This is a genomic window from Marinomonas spartinae (genome assembly GCF_016461715.1).
Taxonomy (GTDB): domain Bacteria; phylum Pseudomonadota; class Gammaproteobacteria; order Pseudomonadales; family Marinomonadaceae; genus Marinomonas; species Marinomonas spartinae_A.
Map to the genome: position 1 here is coordinate 225553 of NZ_JAEMUI010000001.1, position 22571 is coordinate 248123.

At 44.8% G+C, this 22571-nt stretch carries 22 protein-coding genes; 6 read left to right on the forward strand and 16 right to left on the reverse strand.

Annotation, left to right across the window (positions count from 1 at the left end):
* Nucleotides 1–16: 16 nt before the first annotated feature.
* The 12 genes from ureG to urtA form a co-directional block, all read right to left on the reverse strand.
* Complete coding sequence (gene ureG / locus JHD45_RS01015; RefSeq protein WP_199474173.1) at nt 17–661, reverse strand: urease accessory protein UreG; 645 nt, start codon at nt 659–661, stop codon at nt 17–19.
* Between the two features lie 150 nt (nt 662–811).
* Entirely contained in the window at nt 812–1489 is a 678-nt protein-coding gene (locus JHD45_RS01020; protein ID WP_199474175.1) for an urease accessory protein UreF, read from the reverse strand.
* Nucleotides 1467–1913, reverse strand: a complete 447-nt coding sequence (gene ureE, locus JHD45_RS01025) for an urease accessory protein UreE (RefSeq protein WP_067341716.1) — start codon at nt 1911–1913, stop codon at nt 1467–1469. Before ureE ends, JHD45_RS01020 begins: the two co-directional genes overlap by 23 nt.
* A 25-nt stretch (nt 1914–1938) precedes the next feature.
* Nucleotides 1939–3645 (reverse strand): urease subunit alpha, encoded by a 1707-nt coding sequence (gene ureC, locus JHD45_RS01030; protein WP_199474177.1) that lies wholly within the window; start codon nt 3643–3645, stop codon nt 1939–1941.
* Nucleotides 3645–3962: an urease subunit beta gene (locus JHD45_RS01035; protein WP_199474184.1), complete on the reverse strand. Its 318-nt coding sequence runs from the start codon at nt 3960–3962 to the stop codon at nt 3645–3647. The genes ureC and JHD45_RS01035 overlap by 1 nt, the downstream gene beginning before the upstream one ends.
* 24 nt (nt 3963–3986) lie before the next feature.
* Complete coding sequence (locus tag JHD45_RS01040) at nt 3987–4289, reverse strand: urease subunit gamma (RefSeq protein WP_067013674.1); 303 nt, start codon at nt 4287–4289, stop codon at nt 3987–3989.
* Nucleotides 4290–4507: 218 nt separating this feature from the next.
* Complete coding sequence (locus JHD45_RS01045) at nt 4508–5449, reverse strand: urease accessory protein UreD (protein ID WP_199474186.1); 942 nt, start codon at nt 5447–5449, stop codon at nt 4508–4510.
* 66 nt (nt 5450–5515) lie between these two features.
* Complete coding sequence (urtE, locus tag JHD45_RS01050) at nt 5516–6247, reverse strand: urea ABC transporter ATP-binding subunit UrtE (RefSeq protein WP_199474187.1); 732 nt, start codon at nt 6245–6247, stop codon at nt 5516–5518.
* Nucleotides 6244–7116: an urea ABC transporter ATP-binding protein UrtD gene (gene urtD, locus JHD45_RS01055; protein ID WP_199474188.1), complete on the reverse strand. Its 873-nt coding sequence runs from the start codon at nt 7114–7116 to the stop codon at nt 6244–6246. Before urtD ends, urtE begins: the two co-directional genes overlap by 4 nt.
* On the reverse strand, nt 7113–8279 hold the full coding sequence (gene urtC, locus JHD45_RS01060; RefSeq protein WP_199474189.1) for an urea ABC transporter permease subunit UrtC: 1167 nt from the start codon (nt 8277–8279) through the stop codon (nt 7113–7115). Before urtC ends, urtD begins: the two co-directional genes overlap by 4 nt.
* The gene (gene urtB, locus JHD45_RS01065; protein WP_418903768.1) at nt 8276–9901 is read right to left on the reverse strand and encodes an urea ABC transporter permease subunit UrtB; all 1626 of its coding nucleotides are present in this window, start codon (nt 9899–9901) and stop codon (nt 8276–8278) included. Before urtB ends, urtC begins: the two co-directional genes overlap by 4 nt.
* 176 nt (nt 9902–10077) lie before the next feature.
* Nucleotides 10078–11358: an urea ABC transporter substrate-binding protein gene (gene urtA / locus JHD45_RS01070; protein WP_199474190.1), complete on the reverse strand. Its 1281-nt coding sequence runs from the start codon at nt 11356–11358 to the stop codon at nt 10078–10080.
* Nucleotides 11359–11925: 567 nt separating this feature from the next.
* Between urtA and JHD45_RS01075 the strand changes: the two genes are divergently transcribed.
* On the forward strand, nt 11926–13275 hold the full coding sequence (locus JHD45_RS01075) for a hypothetical protein (RefSeq protein ID WP_199474191.1): 1350 nt from the start codon (nt 11926–11928) through the stop codon (nt 13273–13275).
* Between the two features lie 361 nt (nt 13276–13636).
* Here JHD45_RS01075 and JHD45_RS01080 read toward each other — a convergent pair whose 3' ends face one another.
* Nucleotides 13637–14335, reverse strand: coding sequence for a helix-turn-helix transcriptional regulator (locus JHD45_RS01080; RefSeq protein WP_199474193.1), 699 nt, complete (start codon nt 14333–14335; stop codon nt 13637–13639).
* Between the two features lie 265 nt (nt 14336–14600).
* Between JHD45_RS01080 and nudK the strand changes: the two genes are divergently transcribed.
* Both nudK and JHD45_RS01090 read left to right on the forward strand, forming a co-directional pair.
* Complete coding sequence (gene nudK, locus JHD45_RS01085) at nt 14601–15182, forward strand: GDP-mannose pyrophosphatase NudK (protein ID WP_199474194.1); 582 nt, start codon at nt 14601–14603, stop codon at nt 15180–15182.
* 117 nt (nt 15183–15299) lie between these two features.
* The gene (locus tag JHD45_RS01090) at nt 15300–15932 is read left to right on the forward strand and encodes a LysE family translocator (RefSeq protein WP_233407483.1); all 633 of its coding nucleotides are present in this window, start codon (nt 15300–15302) and stop codon (nt 15930–15932) included.
* 163 nt (nt 15933–16095) lie between these two features.
* Here the strand turns inward: JHD45_RS01090 and yiaY are convergent, their stop codons facing one another.
* Nucleotides 16096–17244: an L-threonine dehydrogenase gene (gene yiaY / locus JHD45_RS01095; RefSeq protein WP_199474196.1), complete on the reverse strand. Its 1149-nt coding sequence runs from the start codon at nt 17242–17244 to the stop codon at nt 16096–16098.
* A 211-nt stretch (nt 17245–17455) separates the two neighbouring features.
* Here yiaY and JHD45_RS01100 point away from each other — a divergent pair, with 211 nt between their 5' ends.
* On the forward strand, nt 17456–18772 hold the full coding sequence (locus tag JHD45_RS01100; RefSeq protein WP_199474198.1) for an MFS transporter: 1317 nt from the start codon (nt 17456–17458) through the stop codon (nt 18770–18772).
* Nucleotides 18773–18802: 30 nt separating this feature from the next.
* Here JHD45_RS01100 and JHD45_RS01105 read toward each other — a convergent pair whose 3' ends face one another.
* Nucleotides 18803–19891 (reverse strand): outer membrane protein transport protein, encoded by a 1089-nt coding sequence (locus JHD45_RS01105; RefSeq protein ID WP_199474205.1) that lies wholly within the window; start codon nt 19889–19891, stop codon nt 18803–18805.
* Between the two features lie 287 nt (nt 19892–20178).
* Here JHD45_RS01105 and JHD45_RS01110 point away from each other — a divergent pair, with 287 nt between their 5' ends.
* The gene (locus JHD45_RS01110) at nt 20179–20442 is read left to right on the forward strand and encodes a DksA/TraR family C4-type zinc finger protein (RefSeq protein ID WP_199474207.1); all 264 of its coding nucleotides are present in this window, start codon (nt 20179–20181) and stop codon (nt 20440–20442) included.
* A 227-nt stretch (nt 20443–20669) separates the two neighbouring features.
* Nucleotides 20670–21254, forward strand: coding sequence for a hypothetical protein (locus tag JHD45_RS01115; RefSeq protein WP_199474209.1), 585 nt, complete (start codon nt 20670–20672; stop codon nt 21252–21254).
* Nucleotides 21255–21659: 405 nt separating this feature from the next.
* Here JHD45_RS01115 and JHD45_RS01120 read toward each other — a convergent pair whose 3' ends face one another.
* Nucleotides 21660–22556 carry a LysR substrate-binding domain-containing protein gene (locus tag JHD45_RS01120; RefSeq protein ID WP_199474211.1) on the reverse strand — a complete coding sequence of 299 codons (897 nt, stop codon included), beginning with the start codon at nt 22554–22556 and terminating at the stop codon, nt 21660–21662.
* Nucleotides 22557–22571: the final 15 nt, after the last annotated feature.

Sequence of the window (22571 nt, forward strand, 5' to 3'; positions counted from 1 at the left end):
GAATAAAATCAATGGGTTAAACCACCGCTCTTGCGGCTGGAATGGTTTTGGATTCTAACATACCTTCTTTAATAATGAGTTGAATGATTTGGTCTAAGCCTTGGGCATTTTTCAAGTTAGAGAAGACAAAAGGCCGTTCGCCACGCATCATCTTCGCATCTCGATCCATGACCTCTAGAGAAGCGCCAACTAAAGGAGCTAAATCGGTTTTATTGATGATCAACAAATCAGATTTGGTGATACCAGGGCCGCCTTTACGTGGGATTTTATCTCCAGCGGAAACGTCGATCACATAAATGGTGAAATCGGATAATTCAGGGCTAAAGGTTGCGCTCAAATTATCGCCGCCGCTTTCCACAAAGATCACATCCAACTCACCGTGACGCTCTAGAAGCTGATCAATGGCGGCAAGGTTCATTGAAGCGTCTTCTCGAATCGCCGTATGCGGGCAACCACCGGTTTCAACACCAATAATACGATCAGCATCCAAGGCTTCGTGCTCGGTTAAAAACTTTGCGTCTTCTTGGGTATAAATATCATTCGTGACGACAGCAATATTGTAATGGTCGCGAAGGGCAGAACATAACGAGCGTAGTAGGGCGGTTTTGCCTGAACCGACGGGGCCGCCGACACCAACGCGTAAGGTTTGTTTTTTACTCATAATCTTTTCCTTGTTGTCACTTGAATAATAAATAGTCTGTTTGTTCTAAAACCCCACCCTAGCCCTCCCCTTAATAAAGGGGAGGGAACGATCTTTCTCAGACCTGAAATTCCCAGTTCCTCTCCCTCATCGAGCAGGTTTAGGAGGGGGTTAAGAACGAAACAGCCGTGAATATTGTGTTTCGTGAAGCGAACTGGCGATGGCAATGGCTGGTAAGCCTGCACCAATTCTGTCTTCCTCAATGTTTTTCCCGTGTGCGATGGCCTCATTGATATCCGTCTGTAGCTCGCCAAGCAGTTCTTGTGCTTGGGTTTGTCCAAGAGGAACCAGCTTAGTCGCAGCAGCCACTTGGTTTTCTAGCCAAGACCAGGTGAATCCCACTGCCGCTAGGTCGGAATCTATCTGCCAATGGTTCGCTGCAATGGCAAATAAAGTGACAAAGCTGATGTCTTCCAAACGAACAAAGGGGATTTCAATCTGAAGGCTGCGCATTAATCGAGCCAGTGCTTCGCCCATGGCAGTATCGTTTAAGCGCAGCTCTTTGGTTTCACGACAGGCCAAGGCTAAGTCATTCAATTCCTGCAAACGTGGTATATCTTGTTCTCTCGCGGCTACCATGCAGAGTCGTAAAATAGGTAAATCCACACGAGCAACCGATTGTTGAAGCTGTAAACTGATCCAGTTGGACACATCCGCTTTGCGCTTGACCCAACCTTGGTCAATGGCGTACTCCATACCTTGAGAAAACGCATAGCCACCCACAGGCAGACTGACACTGCTTAACTGCAAGAGGCGCAGTAAGCTGCTATCCGTGGTGGTGATGACCATGGCTATAGGCTCCAGACTCTGGGATAAACACCGCCTCTTCATGGCTAATCACCAACCCCAGCATGTGTAACATTTCTTCTAGCACATGGTCTGGCTTAATGCGTAACCAACGTTCGCCAATTTGGATTTTGGTATGACGATTACCAAGGTGATAGCAAGCTTTGGAAAAGGCTTCCCAGTCGTCGCAACTTGCGTGGGCTACGTCTTCAACGGCACCTTCTATCTGCACTATTTTGTTGCATTCAGATTTGAGAAACTCCCCAACTTGGAGCGGTTTGCCGCGTTCTAGAAAAACACGAATGTCTTCGCCATTTTCGCCTACTAACTTTAAGCGACCACGATCTCGTTGCTCGTGGGTCAAAATGACTTTGGTGTAGACTTCATCGTGGCAGTGTGTGCCTAAGCGTTCGTAAATATCCAGCATCTTGTGTTCCTTTAAATAGACGTTCCTAGAATAAACAATAGAGTTGAGCAAGCGGTAACACCTCAGCAGGCTCACAGGTCAGCAACTCCCCATCGGCACGGACTTCATAGGTTTGTGGGTCGACCGTAATATTGGGCAACCAATCGTTATGCACCATGTCCAGTTTGGAAATGTTGCGGGTGTTTTGACAAGCTACTAAAGTACGATCTAGCCCCAGTTTTTCTTTTAGACCATTATTCAGTGCGGCTTTCGAGACAAAGGTCACAGAAGTCGCTGCCGCTGCTTTGCCAAATGAACCAAACATAGGGCGGTAGTGAACGGGTTGCGGTGTTGGAATAGACGCATTTGGGTCACCCATCGGCGCACTGGCAATCATGCCGCCCTTAATAATCATTGACGGTTTGACACCAAAGAATGCGGGCTTCCATAGCACCAAGTCCGCTAATTTCCCCGGCTCGATGGAGCCTACTTCGTGACTGACGCCATGGGCTATAGCAGGATTAATGGTGTACTTGGCGATATAACGACGAGCACGGAAGTTATCCGCTCCCAGTTCTTCATCTTCTGGTAGCAAACCAAATTGCTGTTTCATCTTATGGGCAGTTTGCCATGTGCGAGTAATCACTTCGCCAACACGGCCCATAGCTTGGGAGTCAGACGAAATCATACTGAACGCCCCCCGGTCATGAAGAATGTCTTCGGCAGCAATGGTCTCTTTACGAATACGAGAATCGGCAAAGGCTACGTCTTCTGGAATATTGCTGTCCAAATGGTGACACACCATCAACATATCCAAATGCTCATCCACGGTATTGCGTGTGTAGGGTCGAGTTGGGTTGGTGGAGGAAGGCAAAACATTGGGGTTAGAGCACGCTTGGATAATGTCTGGTGCGTGTCCACCACCTGCGCCTTCTGTATGATAAGTGTGAATCACACGGTCTTTAAAGGCACCAATGGTGCTGTCTACAAAGCCGGACTCGTTTAAGGTGTCAGTATGTATTGCCACTTGTACATCGTATTTTTCCGCGACACTTAAACAGCAATCAATAGAGGCAGGTGTGGTGCCCCAGTCTTCGTGAAGTTTTAAACCAAAGGCGCCGGCTTCAAGTTGTTCTTCTAGAGCTTCTGGTAGGCTAGCGTTGCCTTTGCCGAGGAAGCCTAGGTTCATGGGCATACAGTCTGTTGCTTGTAGCATTTTGCCTAAGTACCAAGGCCCTGGTGTACAAGTGGTTGCATTGGTCCCCGTCGCAGGACCTGTACCTCCGCCGAACATGGTTGTGACGCCAGAGGTCAGCGCTTCTTCAATTTGCTGCGGACAAATGAAATGAATGTGTGCATCGATGCCACCTGCGGTGAGGATCGAGCCTTCCCCAGCAATCACTTCCGTCCCTGGCCCAACCACAATGTCTACATTGTCCTGAACATCTGGGTTCCCCGCTTTGCCGACTTTGACAATACGGCCTTCTTTGATGCCAACATCGCCTTTTACAATGCCCCAGTGGTCTAGCACTAGAGCATTGGTGATGACTAGATCTACGGCGATGTCATTGGTGACTTGGCTCTGTCCCATACCATCACGGATGACTTTACCACCGCCAAATTTCACTTCATCACCATAGGTGGTGAAATCTTTTTCCACTTGAATCCAAAGGTCTGTATCTCCTAAACGTACACGATCTCCCGTGGTGGGACCGAACATTTGAGCGTAACTTTGTCTGTCCATCTTTGCCATTATTCTGCTCCTACCAATGTGCCCATGACGTCACCACGAAAACCGTAGATGGTTTTGGTACCTGCGTATTCCACCAATTCCACTTCCCGGCCTTGGCCTGGCTCAAAGCGAACGGCTGTGCCTGAGGCGATGTTGAGTCGAAAGCCTTTGGTTGACTCGCGATCAAAAGAGAGAGCAGGATTAACTTCGTAGAAGTGGTAATGGGAGCCAATTTGAACAGGGCGGTCTCCAGTATTTTCGACACGAACTTTGACGGTTTTACGGCCAACATTGAGCTCAATGTCCCCTTTAGCAACTTGTATTTCACCTGGAATCATGATGCTTTCCTTTTAAAAAAGAACCTAGTTGATAGGGTTGTGAACAGTGACTAACTTCGTTCCATCAGGGAAGGTGGCTTCCACCTGAACCTCATGAATCAAATCCACCACACCGTCCATCACTTGATCGGCACTTAATAAAGTCTTGCCATAGCTCATTAGCTCGGCAACGGTTTTACCATCGCGCGCGCCTTCAATGATTTCCATGGTGATGTAAGCCATGGCTTCAGGGTAATTCAGTTTCAAACCACGGTTTAAGCGACGTTCGGCAAGCAGAGCAGCGGTGAAAACAAGAAGTTTGTCTTTTTCTCTTGGGAGTAATTCCATCTTAAATGCCTTTTTTCTGTCTTTCGTTATTAGTTTTTAATTTCTTAACCCTGACTAAGAGGGCCAAGGAGGGGTATTTGTTTTAACCCCCTCCCTGCCTCCCCCTTATAAAGGGGGAGGAGTAAACGGTTCCCTCCCCTTAATAAGGGGAGGGCTAGGGTGGGGTTCTATTTGCTTTAACCCCCTCCCAACCTCCTCCTTAAAAAGGGGGAGGAGTGTTAAGTTGCCCAAATTCTCGGTTCACAGGCCTCTTTGTTAATCAAAGCTGGGCGAAGGAGGTGCCAGCATTGGGTGAACAATTGTTTTACCTGTTCGCTATCATGATGAATACAACGCACCATGATAAAGTCGTCAACCAGGGTTGCGCCGCTTAATGCCGGATGGGCTTGGCACAAGCCACGTAACGCATCGATGAGTTCATCATAATTGTGTTTTTGGTCAAAAGGGCCTGCAATCATCAGGCCATTTACTGGTTTGTTGTCTAGCCCCGCTTTCGCCGTGAATATCTCTCGGCTCTGGTCGTCAATAACGAGTCGTTCACGTACTTTTAGGCGACCATTTTGATAAATCTGCAAGCCTTGCTCGGCGTGGCCTGCTTCAAAGGTTTCTTGGTTAGCTGGTAAGCCAAAACAGGTAATTTCCCAGCCAATGAAGGTTGCATTACCGGTGAGATTAATACGGTTTTCTAGGCGAACATGGGCGTTTGGGTAGAGAATGGTCTCCTGAGGTAACCACTCCATAATGCTGTCGTGAGCAACGTTCAACTCAATGATTTGATGCTGTAGGGTTTTGTCTTCACGGGCACGATAAGCACGCCCAGCACCTGGCGTGGTGATGAGCGTGTGGGTGTTTTCCGCGAGATGGGCGGTGATGGTTAAGCGATCTCCCGAGACCATACCACCAGGAGGATGCAGCAGATAAATATGGGCGACTGCTGGGCCTTCAGGGTAAAAGGGTTTTTGAACATAGAGTGGGCCTTGGTGATCGCAGGTTTTCAGCACTGTACCACGGGCGGTTTTGGCTAGCCCTAAGGTTAAAAAAGCATGCCAAGATGAGGCTTGCTTATCTGGCCTTGTGACTGGTGATGTGTTGCCTTGGGGATCGGTTCCATCTTGGAGAGCGGTTTCATCCACCAAGGCAAGATTGTGTTTGTTGTTCATCGATTCCCTAATGTTTTGGATATTGCGGGTCTAGTCTTTGCAAACATGGGGTATGAAATAAAATTTTCACACGGCGAGATACTGTTTTATCAGTTTCTCATCAAGTTTGTCCATATCATCAGACGCGACAATACGACCTTTTTCCATTAAACGGAACTCTTTACCAACACGTTTTGCAAAGCCTAACTTCTGCTCCACCAGAATAACGGTGAGGTTTTCTTCTTTATTGAGCTTGAGAATGACATCACCAATTTGCTTTACAATGTTTGGCTGAATCCCTTCGTTAGGCTCGTCTAGAATCAGTACTTTGGGCTCAAGTACTAAAGCTCGACCGATGGCAAGTTGCTGTTGTTGACCACCGGACAAATCGCCACCACGGCGATGCAGCATGTCTTTTAATACTGGAAAAAGCTCAAAAATTTTATCAGGGATGTCCTTTGGACTATCTTGTAGTGTTCCTTGTAGAGAGCCTTTAGCGCGCTTTCTGCGAACGGGCAAACCGATGCGTAGGTTTTCTTCTACGGTGAGCATGGGGAAAATATCGCGTCCCTGTGGTACATAGCCTATGCCAGCGTAGGCGCGTTTTTCAGCACTCTGCTTATTTAACACCTCACCATCCATGGTGATTTCGCCACTTTGGATGGGGAGTAATCCCATAATGGCTTTGAGTAGCGTGGTTTTTCCAACACCGTTGCGGCCCATGATGCAGGTAATAGAGCCCGGTTTGATTGTTAAATTTAATCCCCAGAGAATTTGTGTACCACCGTATAATTGATCGACATTGTTAATGGATATCATACTTCTTCTCCTGTCGCTGTGCCGTCTTCACTTTCGCCAAGGTAGACCTCTATGACGTCTTTATTGTTTTGAATCTGATCCATCGTGCCTTCAGCCAGTACCGAGCCCTGATGTAGGACCGTGACCGTTCGTGCGATGCTGCGCACAAATTCCATATCGTGCTCGACGACAATGACGGTGCGTTCGCCTGCAAGGGAGGTTAGTAGCTCAGCCGTGCGCTCGGTTTCCTGTGGTGTCATACCAGCGACGGGTTCGTCAATCAGCAAAAGTCTTGGATCAGATGCCAATAGCATGCCGATTTCCAGCCACTGTTTTTGCCCATGAGATAAAGCACCAGCCAGCATAAAGCGTTGCTGCGCTAAGCCGATGATTTTTAACACCTCATCAATACGATCTATTTGCGTGGGAGTTAAACGGGAAAATAGGGTCGGTAGCACACGTTTATCGGTTTTCAGTGATAGTTCCAAATTATCGAATACGGTTTGCTCTTCAAATACCGTGGGTTTTTGGAATTTACGACCGATACCGAGTTGTGCTATTTGCGCTTCGTCTTTGCTCAGCAAGTTTTGGGTTTGACCAAAATACACTGTGCCACTGTCGCATTGGGTTTTGCCCGTGATCACATCCATCAGGGTGGTTTTGCCGGCTCCATTGGCGCCGATCAAGCAGCGCAATTCACCATCGTTCACATAGAGGTTAAGGTTATTGAGGGCTTTAAAGCCATCAAAACTCAGGTTCAAACCTTCTACATAGAGAATGATGTTCTTGTCCACATTCACTTTGTTGTTTTCTGGGGCAAGAAACGGCCACACTTGATCGGGGCGAAACGTCTCACGTAAGCTGCCTACAGCGTTATCAATCGCTCTCATGCGTTAGACTCCTTGACAGATGCGGTGGTGTTGGCGGGTGGGGTTGGTGGCGTTTTTGAGCCGCGTTTACTCATAAGTTGTGCGTATACGCCTACCAGTCCTTTGGGTAAATACAAGGTGACGAGCACAAACATTGCTCCCAGAGCGAACAGCCAAGCATCCGGCATAATGGCGGTAAAGCGGGTTTTCGCATAATTGACTAATAGAGCACCAATGATTGCTCCAATCAAGGTGCCTCGACCGCCTACTGCTACCCAAATGACCATTTCAATGGAGTTGATGGGAGAGAATTCGCCCGGGTTAATAATGCCCACTTGTGGCACGTATAACGCTCCGGCAATACCCGCAATGACTGCGGAGAAGACAAACAACCACACTTTATAATGATCGGTTCGATAGCCAATAAAACGCGAGCGGGCTTCGGCATCGCGAATGGCTAGAATTACCTTACCAAAACGGGAGGAGAGGATTTTTTGGCTGATGACAAACAGCAACGCCAGAATGACACCCGTAATGGCAAAGAGCGCCACACGGGTATGATCCGATTGCAAATCAAAACCAAGGATGTCTTTAAAATCCGTTAAGCCATTATTGCCACCAAAGCCCATTTCGTTACGAAAGAACGCCAACATCAGTGCGTAAGTCAGTGCTTGTGTCATGATGGACAAATAGACGCCCGTCACACGGGAACGAAACGCCAGCCAACCGAACACAAACGCCAATAGGCCAGGGACGAGCACTACCATGATCATAGCAAGCCAAAAGTGATCCATGCCGTGCCAGAACCAAGGTAACTGCTTCCAACCCAGGAAGATCATAAAATCGGGTAGATTAGGGTTGCCATACACTCCACGGTCACCAATTTGACGCATTAAATACATCCCCATGGCGTAACCGCCCAAGGCGAAAAAGGCGCCGTGGCCCAAACTTAATATTCCGCAATAGCCCCAGATAATATCCACAGCCAATGCCAGCATGGCATAGCACAGATACTTACCCAGCAAGGTAATGGAGTAAGTACTCACATGGAAGACAGAGTCCGCAGGCAGTAACAAGTTAGACAAACAAGCAAAAGCGGTGAGCGCCAACAAGATCACCACAAACGGCATAGTGTGCTTGCCAGAGGTACGTCCAGCGGAAAAATACTGACTAAGACGGCTCATTCTGCGGCCCTCCCTTTTTGTGGAAAGAGTCCTTTAGGACGTTTTTGAATAAAGAGAATAATGAACACCAGTACTAAAATGGCAGACAATACCGCACCTGTGATGGGTTCTAAGAACTTGGTGGCAATCCCCAATGAAAAAGCCGCCACCAAGGTGCCCAGCAAGTTGCCGACTCCGCCAAACACCACTACCATAAAAGAGTTGATGATGTAGTCTTGTCCTAAATTTGGCCCGACGTTGGTCAGTTGGCTTAAGGCCACGCCTGCAATGCCAGCGATACCGGAACCTAAGCCGAATGTCATGGCATCCACCCAAGCGGTCCGAACCCCCATGGCTTTTGCCATATTGCGGTTTTGTGATACCGCTCGAACGTTTAAACCCAATGAGGTTTTCTTCAGCACCATCACCAGAACAAGAAACACCAAAAGTGAAAAAGCCAAAATGTACAAACGGTTTAGTGTAAGGGAAAACACTGGATTGATTTCCCAAGAGCCGCTCATCCAACTGGGTGAGGACACTTGACGGTTTAATGGAGAGAAAATTGTGCGCACCAGCTGTTGCAGAATCAAGCTGATACCAAAGGTTGCCAGTAAGGTTTCCAATGGACGGCCATGAAGATGACGAATCACCAATCGCTCGATTAATACGCCGACTGATCCCGATACCAAAAAGGCTGCTGGGATCGCCACCCAGATAGAATAGTCAATGTAATTTGGCATCATCAATTGCACTACATAGGTGGTGTAAGCGCCAAGCATGATCATCTCGCCGTGGGCCATATTAATGACTCCCATGACACCAAAGGTAATCGCTAGGCCAATGGAGGCTAGCAACAAGACAGAACCAAGGCTCAGACCAAAGAATAATTGGTTTAAAAAGTTAAAGCGTTCCACTCGTTGGGCAATGTGTTTAAGTGCCGTTTGGGCGGCGCTCTTAATGGCAGGATTATCTTGATAGGTTAAGGTCGTCAGCGTATTACGTACATCGTTTTCCAAGCTGGTGGACAAACGGTCAATGGCAGCGATACGGGTTGAGTCAGGGAGATTGGTTTGCGATGCGGTATTCATGGCTAAGGCCAAGCCCATTGTCTCTTTCACCTTTTTATTGGGTTCATTCGGATACAAACGCTCCAGTGTGGTGATCGTATCTTTATCCAAATGGGCCAATAGCTCGCGTACCGCCGCTTCTCTGACGTCTGGAGAAGCGGCGGTTAAATGCACTCGCGCAATGGCATTACGCAAATACCCGCGCAAGCGATTATTAACGCGTATTTTTTTCAGGTCGTCTTCACTGATACTGGGCATCATGGCATGGCTGTATAAACCTTTGTAAAGACGTTGTCCTGACTCTTCTGTTGCGACAACAAGTTGACGATTGGCTTTAATAAAGTACAAATCACCATTCATCATGGCATGGAACAGTGGCACCATGGATTCATCACTGACAGCTTCTAGCTGTTTCAGGATGGGCAATAATTTATTGAGTTTTGCTTGAGTCAGATCAAGCACCAAAGGGGCGATGTTTGCTGGTGGTTGATTGGCTGTTGTATCGGATTCAGCGCCTTGCGCCAGTGGGGCCAACAACCCAAAAAGGCAACAGAAAAAGGCAAGTAAATGTCTCAAAGCGATACTCCATGGAATGGTTATAAAGGGGCAAAAAGATCGAGATGAATAGGATGTAGTAATGACCTCGTACCGTGAGGAAAAAGGGCTCTCTGCTAACCGCTTAGAAGAGAGCCAACATTAACCTGGGAGGGTCAAATGCATTCATTCAATAGGTCATATCCAGTGACAAATGATCAGTTTCCGCCAGAACATTGCTTGGTGACTGTGTTGTAATGGCCACAGTTAATTGGCGAGGTCCAGTCGGCAATGATGTTTTTAGAGCTTGGTAAATAGTTGGACCAAGCGTCTCCAGGAACGGTTTTATCTGTCTGCCAGACGGTTTCGAATTGACCATCGTCTTGGATTTCGCCAATCAGAACCGGTTTGCTGAGGTAATGGTTTTTACCCATTACAGCCATACCGCCCGTTAAGTTTGGAAATTTCTGGCCAATCATGGCTTTTTCCACCGCATCGACATTCGTCGTACCGGCTTTTTTCACGGCATCGACCCACATATTAAAGCCAATATAGGTAGCTTCCATTGGGTCGTTGGTGACGGCATTCGGGTCGTGTTTATAGGCTTTCCATTCTTTAATAAATTTCTCATTTTCTGGTGTATCGACACTTTCAAAGTAGTTCCATGCCGCTAAATGCCCCACCAAGGGTTTGGTATCAATACCAGACAATTCCTGTTCTCCCACGGAGAAGGCAACCACAGGAATGTCTTCAGAGGAAATTCCTTGGTTTGCTAACTCTTTATAGAAAGGTACGTTCGCATCGCCATTGATGGTGGAAATAACGGCCGTTTTTACTCCTTGGCTACCGAATTGTTTGATCTGAGAAACGATAGACTGCCAATCAGACTGACCAAATGGGGTGTAATTGACCATAATGTCTTTGGCCGGAATGCCTTTCGACTTTAAATAGGCTTCAAGAATTTTATTGGTGGTACGAGGGTAAACGTAATCTGTACCGGCAAGAACGAAACGTTTCACACCCAAATCGTTTATTAGGTAATTCACCGCAGGAATCGCTTGCTGATTTGGCGCGGCGCCAGTGTAAAAAATATTTTTAGAGGACTCTTCCCCTTCGAATTGCACCGGGTAGAACATCAAACCATTGAGTTCTTCTAATACTGGCAGCACTGATTTACGGGAGACGGACGTCCAGCAACCGAAGATCACACTCACATGGTCTTTACTGATTAACTCACGGGCTTTTTCCGCAAACAATGGCCAGTTAGAAGCAGGGTCTACGACCACAGGAACAAGCTTCTTACCCAGCAAACCACCTTTGGCATTTTGCTCCTTGATCAGCATTAATACGGTATCTTTTAGCGTACTTTCAGAAATCGCCATGGTACCAGAAAGCGAATGCAACACCCCGACCTTAATCGTATCGGCGGCCAACGATGGTAGGGCGATCAGCGTCGCCCCAGTTAAGGCTATAGCGGAAACTAACGTCTTCATTTTCATGTTCGAGTCTTCCTTCTAATGGGCTTGTCGTTTGAGAGAGCTAATGATCTAAATACCGTGTTCAACACGGCTTGAATCAAATTAAGTAAGCCAAGTCAGTATCTATAGAAATCGTCAAGAAATGTATTCGCAGAATGACCCAGGGGGATACGTCAAATGACGTATAGGGGCGTTTCTCGTATATCCCCGCGTAGGCTTATCAAGCGTCAAGGACGCCCTTTCGATCTATAGAGAGAGACGCTTCCATGTTTACGATGGGTTAGGTTTTTTATGGTTTTTATTATATTTTTATAGTATCGTTCATTTATTGTCATGGATGGTGTTAATGAGAAGGATTTTCATATCAAACAACCTCTCTTAGCCTATCAAAAATGCATTTAATGTTGAGTTATGTTACTGGTTTTATTTCTTATAAAGCATAAGGTTTAATGAGTTAGTTATTATATTTTTTATTATAACTAATTGATTTTTGGTGATTAAAAGAGTGAGATAGGTTTTATGATAGGACAAAGGTATTTTGTTAGGCTGCTGCTAACTGTTTTTCTATTATTAAGTTCATGTATTGCTATGGCTGTAGAAAAAAGTGATGAAAGCTCTTCCATTTCTAGTGATTATTCAGTGGAATTGACGAAAAAAATTCACATTATTCCTTATAGTGTTTTACATATTGGTAACAAAGTTAGTGCTGCTGTTGTTACTCCGTCTGGTTTAGTACAGGTCTCTGTTTCTTGCAATAATGATAAAGTGTATTGGAACTATAGAATTACTCCTAAACGTGTCTATCCTTATCCTGGAGGCTATGATAAATACTCTTTGCCAAAAAGATTAGATGATTATTCTTCTGAAATATTAAACTCGTCACCTTATATATCGAATGCCTGTAAGTCCAAAAGTGACTGGCGAGTTATTCGTTATGGAGATAAGAAAAATAATACACCTGGTATTTTAATGGATATTAATAGTCTCCATAAAACGAGAAGTGGTAGTATTTTTTTATGGAGTGCATCCAGTGAACCAGTAGTAGCTTATGATCTTCCATTTCAGGCACCATATGGATATAAGTTTGAGGAGTATCTAATAGACTGCTCCTCAAAAAAAATCGCTCAACTTGTTGGTTATGATGTAGATGATCAATTTCGTGTTACAGATGGTCTTGTCATGAATCGTATTGACTACGAAGCCATTTCCTCAGATCCAGGTGATTATAGAAACGTAATAGCAAAAGCGATTTGTCGATCCAAAGATCAGTTAAGAGATAAACCTCTTTTTTCTCCCGTTAAAAAGCCTATCGTTGATACTAAAACTCTTACGGCTATTCCGCAGGAAGTGTTGAGAGAAATAACCTCACAAAAGTTGAAAGAGCCTATCAAGCAAATCTCACAATATAGGATGACAGGGACATCAACATTCGAAGGTAAGTCTAGTTCATTTAGCGATACGAGAGAGTTGTCATCGACCACAACCAATGGCGTTTGGAAAATAAAAACACAAACTAATACCAGCTCCTATAAAAATGTACAATTAAGCTTTTTGGGTTTAATTAACTTGAGTTCAACAACAGATTATGGTGATGGGAATTCTGACAGCACTGTTTTATCTAACCTTGTATTAAAGGGGGATTGGAAGGATATGATTGTGGGCAGTCATATCAGTTACCAAGTGACTAGAAATATGGCGACCAGTGTTGCAGGGTTAGATTACGGAAAACCAGAAGTGACTGTTTGTGTTGTCGAGAAAAAAGTCCCAGCAGCGACGCTTTATTTTTCGCTATCAGGGGATGCTAAAATGATTGCCTGTCATGACAGTCAAGATAAAAATAGACAGATAAGAACGAGCTTTTTCTTGGAAGACTATGGTTTTTTCATCAATAAAGATGAAGATGATACAATTAAAAATGTAATCGACAGTTCTCATTAGGGAATCCCTGTCAAGTAATTAAGCTAGAGTCGTAAAACTCTAGGATATTATTGTTTCAAATGATGCGAGCTACTCCCTTCCATCACAAAAAAATGCGATTTTCATTTTGTGGTGATGGAAGGGAGGTTTCTATTCCTAGTATTCGTTTTCAGGTCGGTCGGCAGTTATGCTGTTCATCTTCTTCGCATTCCAGTATGGCTTTTTCATGCCTTCTGCTAGTACCTTTTCGTAGACTTTTGGTTTTTAATTAAGATTTTCTCTAACGCTTGAGTACCAAGCAAATAGCCTTTTGAAAGTGGCGGACGCTGGTAGGATAATGCTCTGTTTCATCTCTGATTAAGGTTACGAACCGTTACAAAGGTTAAAGAGCGTATTTGGCGAGTTTTGAGATCAGTTCTGCATTTGAATGAACATCTAATTTGCTATAGATGCGTTGCATGTGGGTTCTAAGGGTGGGTAATGATATCCCCAAATGTCGGCAGAGAACCTTATTGCTGACTCCTGTGAGGGCAATTTCGATCACGTCGACTTCGCGGGCCGTGAGATGGTATTCGTCAATTAAACTTGAGCGGTTATGCGCTCGTTCAGAGATATACATCTTTTCCAAGCAATATTCGATAAAGGGTTGGGTGTGGCGAAGCAGATCCATTTCTGCGTCTGTAAAGGGCGAAGCAGGGTTTTTACGTACCATGGATAGAATCGCGACAATGCGATCTTTTTGTCGGAAAAACATATCACAGTTGTGGAAATAGCCATTTGGGCGGTAGAACTTATTGAGAATTTCGGTTTGCGACCATGCTTCATGGCTCATAAGTTGAGAATTACTAATGACGGCTTTATCAGTACCCTCATAATGAGAGGGATGCATGGGATCGATGGACCAATACTTCTTTGGATAATCCTCCATCATATCATCAAGATCGTGGTCTGAGCTGAGTTCCTGCTTTAATTGTGCCCATGGCACGTAGATAAAAAAACGGATGCCATCAACGGGTAGCAACCGATGAATGAGCGAAAACAGCTCTTGCTCAAACTCTTCCGTTGGATGTGGCTCGCTCATAAATCACCGTTATTGTAGTCTATTGGCCGTTCACTTAAGTCAGGCAAAGCGTTAAAGAGAATGGGATTCATTAACTTACTCTCTACTTAACTAATAGTAAAATCTCTATATGATATTTTTTAGAAAAAACTGTTGAAGTATCTGCTTTTATTGGTGATTTTCTTATTTTTTGTTTCACCCTTGGTGGTGTCAGGCAGGCTACAAAGTCAATTTTTTGTGTTATTAATCTCATCTGGTATCTATCGTATGAATGAAAGGGAAAACTATGGGTGTGGATATTCGTAATCTAGAAAAGACGCTTTTATCTGATAACTGGTACACCTTAAATAAGGTGTCGTTTGACTTGCAGAATCAGCGAGGGCAGTGGCAACGGCAAGAGCGTGAAGTCTACGATCGGGGCAATGGGGCGACAATTTTGCTTTATAACCTGAAGAAAAGAAGCGTGATTCTGACGAGTCAGTTTCGGATACCGACCTATTTGAATGGTAATGCCAATGGTATGTTGATCGAAACCTGTGCCGGACTTTTGGATCAAGACAATCCCGAAGAGTGTATTAAACGAGAAACAGAAGAAGAAACTGGTTTTAAAGTGGACAAGGTGAAGAAGGTGTTTGAAGCCTATATGTCCCCTGGTGCTGTAACGGAGTTGTTGTATTTTTTTGTGGCGGAATACTCAGACGAGATGAAAGTATCCCAAGGCGGTGGTCTTGAGCACGAGCAAGAAAACATCGACGTGCTGGAGTTGGACTTCAAGCAGGCTTGCGATATGGTGGATTCTGGCGAAATCAAAGATGGGAAAACCATCATGTTATTGCAATATGCCAAGTTGAATAGTCTATTTGGGTGATCAGTAAATAGTGGATCATGACCACGATTATGTCGGTCATGGTGCCTTATCTTAACCTGTCGGTCTGGATTTTTGGTTTTATATTTTTAGCGGATTTTTATCAATAGAGAGGGATGAATGATGGCATTTCACATATGGACGGTGTTTTTCTTAGCGTATTTAGTAACCACGCTTTCTCCTGGCCCGAACGTTTTATTGGTGCTTAAAAATAGCATCCAGTTTGGTTGGAAGTCGGCTTTTATTACCATTTTGGGGAATCTCTCTTGTCAGTTTATTATTGTCTGTCTTGTGGCGTTGGGGGTGGGTGCTCTCTTGCAAACGTTACCCACTTGGTTTTTGGTGATGAAGATCATGGGTGGAACCTATTTGATCTATCTTGGTATCAAGGCGCTTAGGTCGAACAAAAAGTCAGCGTTTGATGCATTGGAGACAACAGTCACTCAAACGAAAACAGGCGGAGCCCTTTTTGTCGAAGCTTTTTTGGTGTCCGCAAGTAATCCCAAAACATTGATCTTTTTATCGGCTTTTTTACCTCAGTTTTTAACGCTTGATTCGCCTGCCTACCAACAGTTTTCCGTTATGTTTGTCACCATTTGCGCTATCGTTACCTGCGTCCACATCGGTTACGCTTTTGGCATAGCTCGTTTAGGGAAACACTTCTCTTTGAAGAACATGGAAACCAAAATATCTAAAGTGACAGGTGGTTTATTTATCACTATGGGCGGTGGGATTTTGTTAAGTAATCGCTAAGCTTTATCCTGAAAAAATGAGGCGTGACACTTAAAAGTGCTCTTGTATATGCTTAATAGGAAAGGCTTTCGGTGCTTGGAAACGGAATGAAAGGCACATATCAAATTTTGGAAAAAAGGCCTTGTAGATGGGCTACAAGGCCGGTGTTTTCGTCGCGGTTGGGTTAGAAAGCCGCTTTGAAGATGGCGACGACGTCTTCATGGCTTGGTTGAATTGGGTTGGTGAATCCACAGGCGTCTTTCATCGCATTGCTTGCCAATGTGGCGAAATCTTCTTCTTTCGCACCTAGCTCTTTTAAGCCTGCAGGGATATTCACGCTCTGAGATAACTTGACGATGGCAGCAATGGCTTCATCCGCGCCTTCTTTGTCACTCATTCCCTGTACTTCCACACCTAGGGCTTTCGCAACGTCTTTCAGACGAGGGGCCGCCACTTGGCTGTTGTAGCGTTGCACATGGGGTAATAAAACAGCGTTACAAACGCCGTGTGGTAGGTCATAGAATCCACCAAGTTGGTGCGCCATGGCATGTACATAGCCCAAAGAGGCATTATTAAAGGCCATCCCCGCTAGAAACTGTGCATAAGCCATTTGAGTGCGAGCTTCCATATTAGATCCGTTGTGAACCGCTTCGTGTAGGTTGTCACGGATGAGTTCAATGGCCTTAATGGCGCAAGCGTCAGTAATCGGATCGGCTGCGGTAGATACGTAGGCTTCAATGGCATGGGTTAAGGCATCCATCCCCGTTGCTGCGGTAAGAGCTGAGGGCATTCCCGCCATCAATCTTGGGTCGTTAACCGATAGGATTGGTGTGACATTTTGATCGACAATGGCCATTTTTATATGACGTTCTTGGTCTGTGATGATACAGAAGCGTGTCATTTCAGAGGCGGTGCCTGCGGTGGTATTGATACTGATTAATGGTAGCTGTGGCTTTTTAGAAACATCCACGCCTTCGTAGTCACTAATGTGACCACCATTTGTCGCAACCAGTGCAATACCTTTGGCGCAATCATGGGCAGAGCCACCGCCAAGAGAGATAACACAGTCACATTTGTGCGTATGCAAAACATCAAGACCCGCATTCACATTCTCAACCGTTGGGTTAGGTTGAACGCCATCGTATACCAAGCTTTGTATCCCCTGTTCTTGCAGAAGGGTTTGGACTTCGGTTGTCACGCCTAGTTTGGTCATGCCTGGGTCCGTCACTATCAGCGCTTGCGTAAAACCTAATGCTTGAATTTGTTTGACGGCATCATTAAGCGCGTTTTCGCCCATGATGTTTACAGCAGGTATATAGAATGTACTACTCATGATGTTTACCTCTTTGTATATTTAGGCCACATGTTTTTTCGTGATCTTTGATGCTATTGTGGCCCTGCTGGCCACAGAATGATTTGATTTATGACAAGAACTCAGCATAAAGAGGGACATCTGATTGGGGTGGTTGGCTGTAGTACATGATAGGGTCGACATGTTTTGTCATTTTCTAAAGATCTGTCATCTTTATTAAGGGAGTCGCATTGTGTCCAATGCTTTTACGAAAACTGAACGTAGCTGGGTTGTCTATGATGTCGGTAACTCGGCTTTTGCGTTAATCATCTCAACGACGATCTATACGATTTTTTTTAATACCATCAGTCAGCGTGCTGGCTTGGCACCGGAAGACAGTACCACCGCTATTGGTCTGATTAATGCAGCCGCATTTTTATTGATTTCTATTATTTCTCCGTTGCTTGGCACCTTTGCTGATTACCAAGGGAATAAGAAAAAGCTATTTAGTGTGTTTGCCTTTTTAGGAATTATCAGTGTTACCTCCATGATATTAGTGGGGGATACTCAGTGGTTGTTAGCGGCGGTGATTTACAATATTGCCATGTTGGGTTTTGCTGGGGCGAATATTTTTTATAATGCCTTTTTGTTGGATGTTTCACCCAAAGATCGTTTGGATAAAGTGTCTGCGGCAGGGTTTGCATGGGGCTATATCGGTTCGACCATTCCGTTTGTTATCGCGCTAGGTATTATTTTTGCTTTTTTCAAAAATGACGATGGCATTACGATGATGGGATTTGCCTCGGCGTTTTTGATTACCGCTGTTTGGTGGCTGATTTTCACTGTACCCTTGCTAAAAAATGTCGAACAAAAGTACGGTATCCCGCCCTCTACAACCCCTTTAAAAGATACTTGGCGTCGACTGGCGCAGACAGTGGCAAAAATCAAACAACAACGGGCGATTTATCTCTTTTTAATTGGCTATTTTCTTTATATTGATGGGGTCGATACCATCATTGTTATGGCGATGGACTTTGGTATGAAAAACTCGACCATGGGACAGGTGGATTTAGTGCTGATCGTATTAGCTATCCAGATTATCGCTTGGCCTAGTACCTTGTTGTACGGTCGCTTATCTGAGTCCCTTGGAACGCGCACCATGATTCTTTTTGGCATTGCTACCTATGGGGTGATTACCCTTGTGGCGGCTTTGATGGAGTCTATGCCATCGTCTTGGATTAATGGCGCTTTTATTCTACTGGCGGTGTTGATTGGTACCGCGCAGGGCGGGGTTCAGTCTTTGAGTCGATCGTATTTTGGCTCTTTGATTCCGCCTGAGCAATCGGCGGAATTCTTTGGTTTTTTTAATATCTTTGGTAAGTTTGCCGCTATTTTAGGGCCCGCTTTGATTGCGTTGTTTACTTATTTTATGAAGGGGCATGTACTTGCGTTCGCTGGCCTGCAGTTTACAGGATATTCACTTGGCGTGTTGTCGTTGATGGTCTTTTTTATCGTCGGTGGCGTGGTGTTGGTGATGGCCGATCGTGAAGCAAAAAAAGACCTCGCCTGAGGTCTTTTCATAAATCTAACGTGAGTGTGTTTAGAAATGATGGGACACTTTTATCCCCAATCCAGTGGCATGATTATTATCGAATTTGGTTTCGTTTCCCGATAGGCTGGTTTTGGCATCACCAATCCATGAGTAGCTGACTCCTGCCGCAATGGCTGTACTTGGTGTTGCTTGATATTTCAGTCCGGCAATTAAGGCTTTATAGCCATCGGTTGGGGAAAGGTTACTGACGATATTACCGGACGATTTTTCATAGGCCACCGCCAAGGAGCCGGACCAAGTGTCTGTGAGTTTTTGGCCAATGCCTAAGCGGTAAGAAATCGTATTTTCGCTGTAATCAACGATATTTTCTCCTGGACTGACAAAGTTTGTGTAAAACTGGGGCGTAATTTGCGTTTTTTTCCATTCGACCCAACGTGCTGAAAACAGTAATAATGTGGTGGGAGTGATGCCCGTTTGAAAGTCAAAATTGATGGATTTCGGCATGGTGACATTAAGTGGTGTTTCGGCGGCCAGTGAATTGCTTGTGATGGCTTCTTTATTGTGAAAGTGGATCTTTATTGGTGAGTTATATGTCAGTGCGGCCCGTAGAGCTATGTCGGGAATTTCATAGGCTACCCCTACTAAGTAGCCCCAATCGTTTTGAGTGTCGGTCTTCATCGAGTAGGTTGCACTGGGTAAATGCACTTTTCCCTTGGAGGTCAGATTTCGTGCGCCTGCGTAGACCGAAAAAGGCGTATTAATTTTGTAGCGCAAGATGCCGCTTACTTCCACCGAGTCTACCGAGGCGGTGGTGCCTGCAAGTGGATAACCAGTCCCTGATGGATAGCGAAGGTCGGCGCCATAGGGTTGATCGACTATGATTGCCATCGACCAGTCGTTTGAAAGATCTTGTTTATAAGCACCGCCAAATTGTGTAAAGCGTTTGCTGACATCACCAGAGTGGAGAGGACCCAAAGAACCAGAGATATTGGGTTTAACGGTATAAGAGTTGAGCTCTAAATAGGTGCCTTTTTCAAACAGGGCTGTAATGGGCTGACCTGAGCGGTCCATACCACCTGCATAAACAGTTGTTATACTGAGGCTGCCTAAGCTAACCACTAAAAGTGTTTTTTTCATTATATTTCCCCTGTTTTGTTGACGATCCACAACCGCTTAATAATTACCGAGAGCATTTTTATGAGAGAGGACAACGAGCGTATGCAGTGAATTCTAAGTGTATTATGTTTCATTTATGTATTCTTGTGTGTTTAGTCGAACGAGAGGGGAAAGATTGGTGTAAAAATAGTGTTATAAATATGTATTATATGGCCATTTTATTGATGGCGATAGTGTGAATGCCCCTATCTTGTCGTGAGAAAAGGGCGGTAAGATATTCATCAAGGTACGTTAGTAAGGGGGGGATCATGGCCAGTGGGTGGGCGCAAGATGGCGCAGTACAAGATCAAATAGATGCAACGGTAGATTCTGAAGTTGAGCGTGCTAAGCAAAGCCTGCCCAAAGGAGAGAGTTTGACCCATTGTGAAGAGTGTGATGCCCTAATCCCTGAGAAACGGCGCAAGGCGATTCCTGGTGTCCGTTTGTGTATAGCGTGTCAGTCCGAGCAGGAGAAGAAAGGTCGTTCTTCTTTATATAACCGTGCTGGTAGTAAAGATAGCCAATTAAGGTAGTTTTTTGGGCTATGACTGTCGTGGCCGCTGTTCACTCTTGAAGAAGAGTCCCCAATAGTGGCAAATGAATGGCTTATGTCATTGGCTTCCGATGCATCGTAGTAGGGTGAGACCATGGGACAATTTCAACTGCCGAAATCTTGTGTATGTGATAAGGTTCTGCTCATCTAAGGTGTCAGCCAAGTTGATGACACCCATTGTATAAAAGTTTGAAGAAGGAAGAGGTTGTGACTGAGTCAAAATCGGTACAGATTGAACAGTTAGAAAAATTACGTACGGCTTGGTTGCCAGCGGTTGAATTTTTATTTGGCAAAGCGCCTTCCCAAGCAGAGTTTGTGGGTTTTGAAATCGATGATAACTCGGCTAAACCTGTGCTGTTGTTCGAAAATGATAATGCCCCTTATCAATATAAAATTCAAATACCCGCGAGAAGCTTCACCAATGATGTGATGCTACTTGCAGACGTGATTCAAGAAATGGTTCGTGGCTTGAATCCTGTGGGGAAAGCAGGCGCTGAGACGAATGCATTGTATGAAGGCGCTACTGTTTATGGCTCGATTATGGCGATTAAACAGGTATTTGGCGATGAAGCGGTTGACTCCTATCTTAATGCACTAAAAAAACAGGCTTTTGCCTATTATGATGCTTTTTCATATGTGTCGGTGCTACTGAGTGATGACCCTCAGGCAGTGAAAAAATTGCGTGCTATTCAGCCTTTTTTGTATCTAGTTGAGAAAGTGGATTTTGAGAGCGCAGACATAGAAATAGACCGAAAAATCAAAGATATTTTATTACTGGCATTTCGTGGGTGACATACCTGCGTGAGTGCTGATTAGCAAGGTTATATAACAAAGGCCATCACAATATTGTGGTGGCCTTTTGATTCTTATTTGCTGCCTAAGATACTGGTTTCGTTTTTCTTAGTGTTCTTAGCCGCTTTTTTTTCTTTTGCTGTTAAAAGAGGCTTTTTCTTAGCGTTCTTTTTGCTGTCTTGACCCTTACTCATGATAGTCACCATTTGTTATCACTCAATAAACCTGAAGTCGCTTTAGGCCAACCTAAGGGCTGTGTTACGGGGCTATGTAACGAGATGAGTATGTGCTTATTGGGGAAGAAGAGAAAGCGCTATATGATAAATTTATTTTGATCGTCAGCATGAAAAGTTGCCCTTTATCACTATTAATTGAATCAATCATGACAAGCCTGTTTCTATAACATTATGACAGGTTGTGATGTTCCCCCCAGTCTTTTAAAAATTGACTGAAATGCTGTAATCGTCCCGTTAAGTATTTTTGTTTATGCCAGACAAGGTGTAATTGACGGGGAAAATTTTGCTCGATGTTTATTTTATGAATTCGTCCTATTGCTAGTTTGTCTTTCGCTGCGAGGTTGGAGATAAAGCTGATTCCTAAGCCTCGTTCTACCGCTAATAGTACGGACTCTAAACTACTTAGCTCCAAAACAGATGTGATATTACTCAGGGATGGACGAATACGTCGTTCGAATTGTTGTCGGCTACCAGAGGCCGTTTCTCGCAACACCCAATCTTGATCGTTTAGGTCATTGAGTGTTAGCGATGTTTTTTGTGCTAAAGGATGCTCTGCTGAGCAAATCAGTAGCATAGTATCTTGAATCCACTTTGTTGTGACGAGTTCTTGATAGCCGTGTTGTCCTTCAATTAATGCCATGTCTAATTCGAAGTTGAGCAGCATTTGGCATAAGGTTTGGCTGTTGGTGATGGTAACTTTGGTTTCCTGTTGTTGCTCGATACCTTGCTCTGCTAACAAGTGGGGTAACAAATAATTCCCGATTGTTTGGCTGGCACCAATGTGAAGGGCTCCTAGGTTATCTGTGTGTTTGCCAAAGGTGTGCTCGATTTCGCCTGCCCGTTCAATTAATTCGTCAGCCATGGGTAATAAGCGTTTACCTTGTTGATTGAGCTGCAGCCTTGGGTGAACGCGATCAAACAAAGGGGTATCTAAATGGCTTTCAAGTTGCTGCAGGGATTGAGATAGGGCACCTTTACTAAGGCAAAGAATGTCTGCCGCAGTGGTTAAATTACCGTGGCGAGCCACAGCGGAAAACACTCGGATTTGTTGTAGTGTGATTTTCATCTGATTGAATCTTAT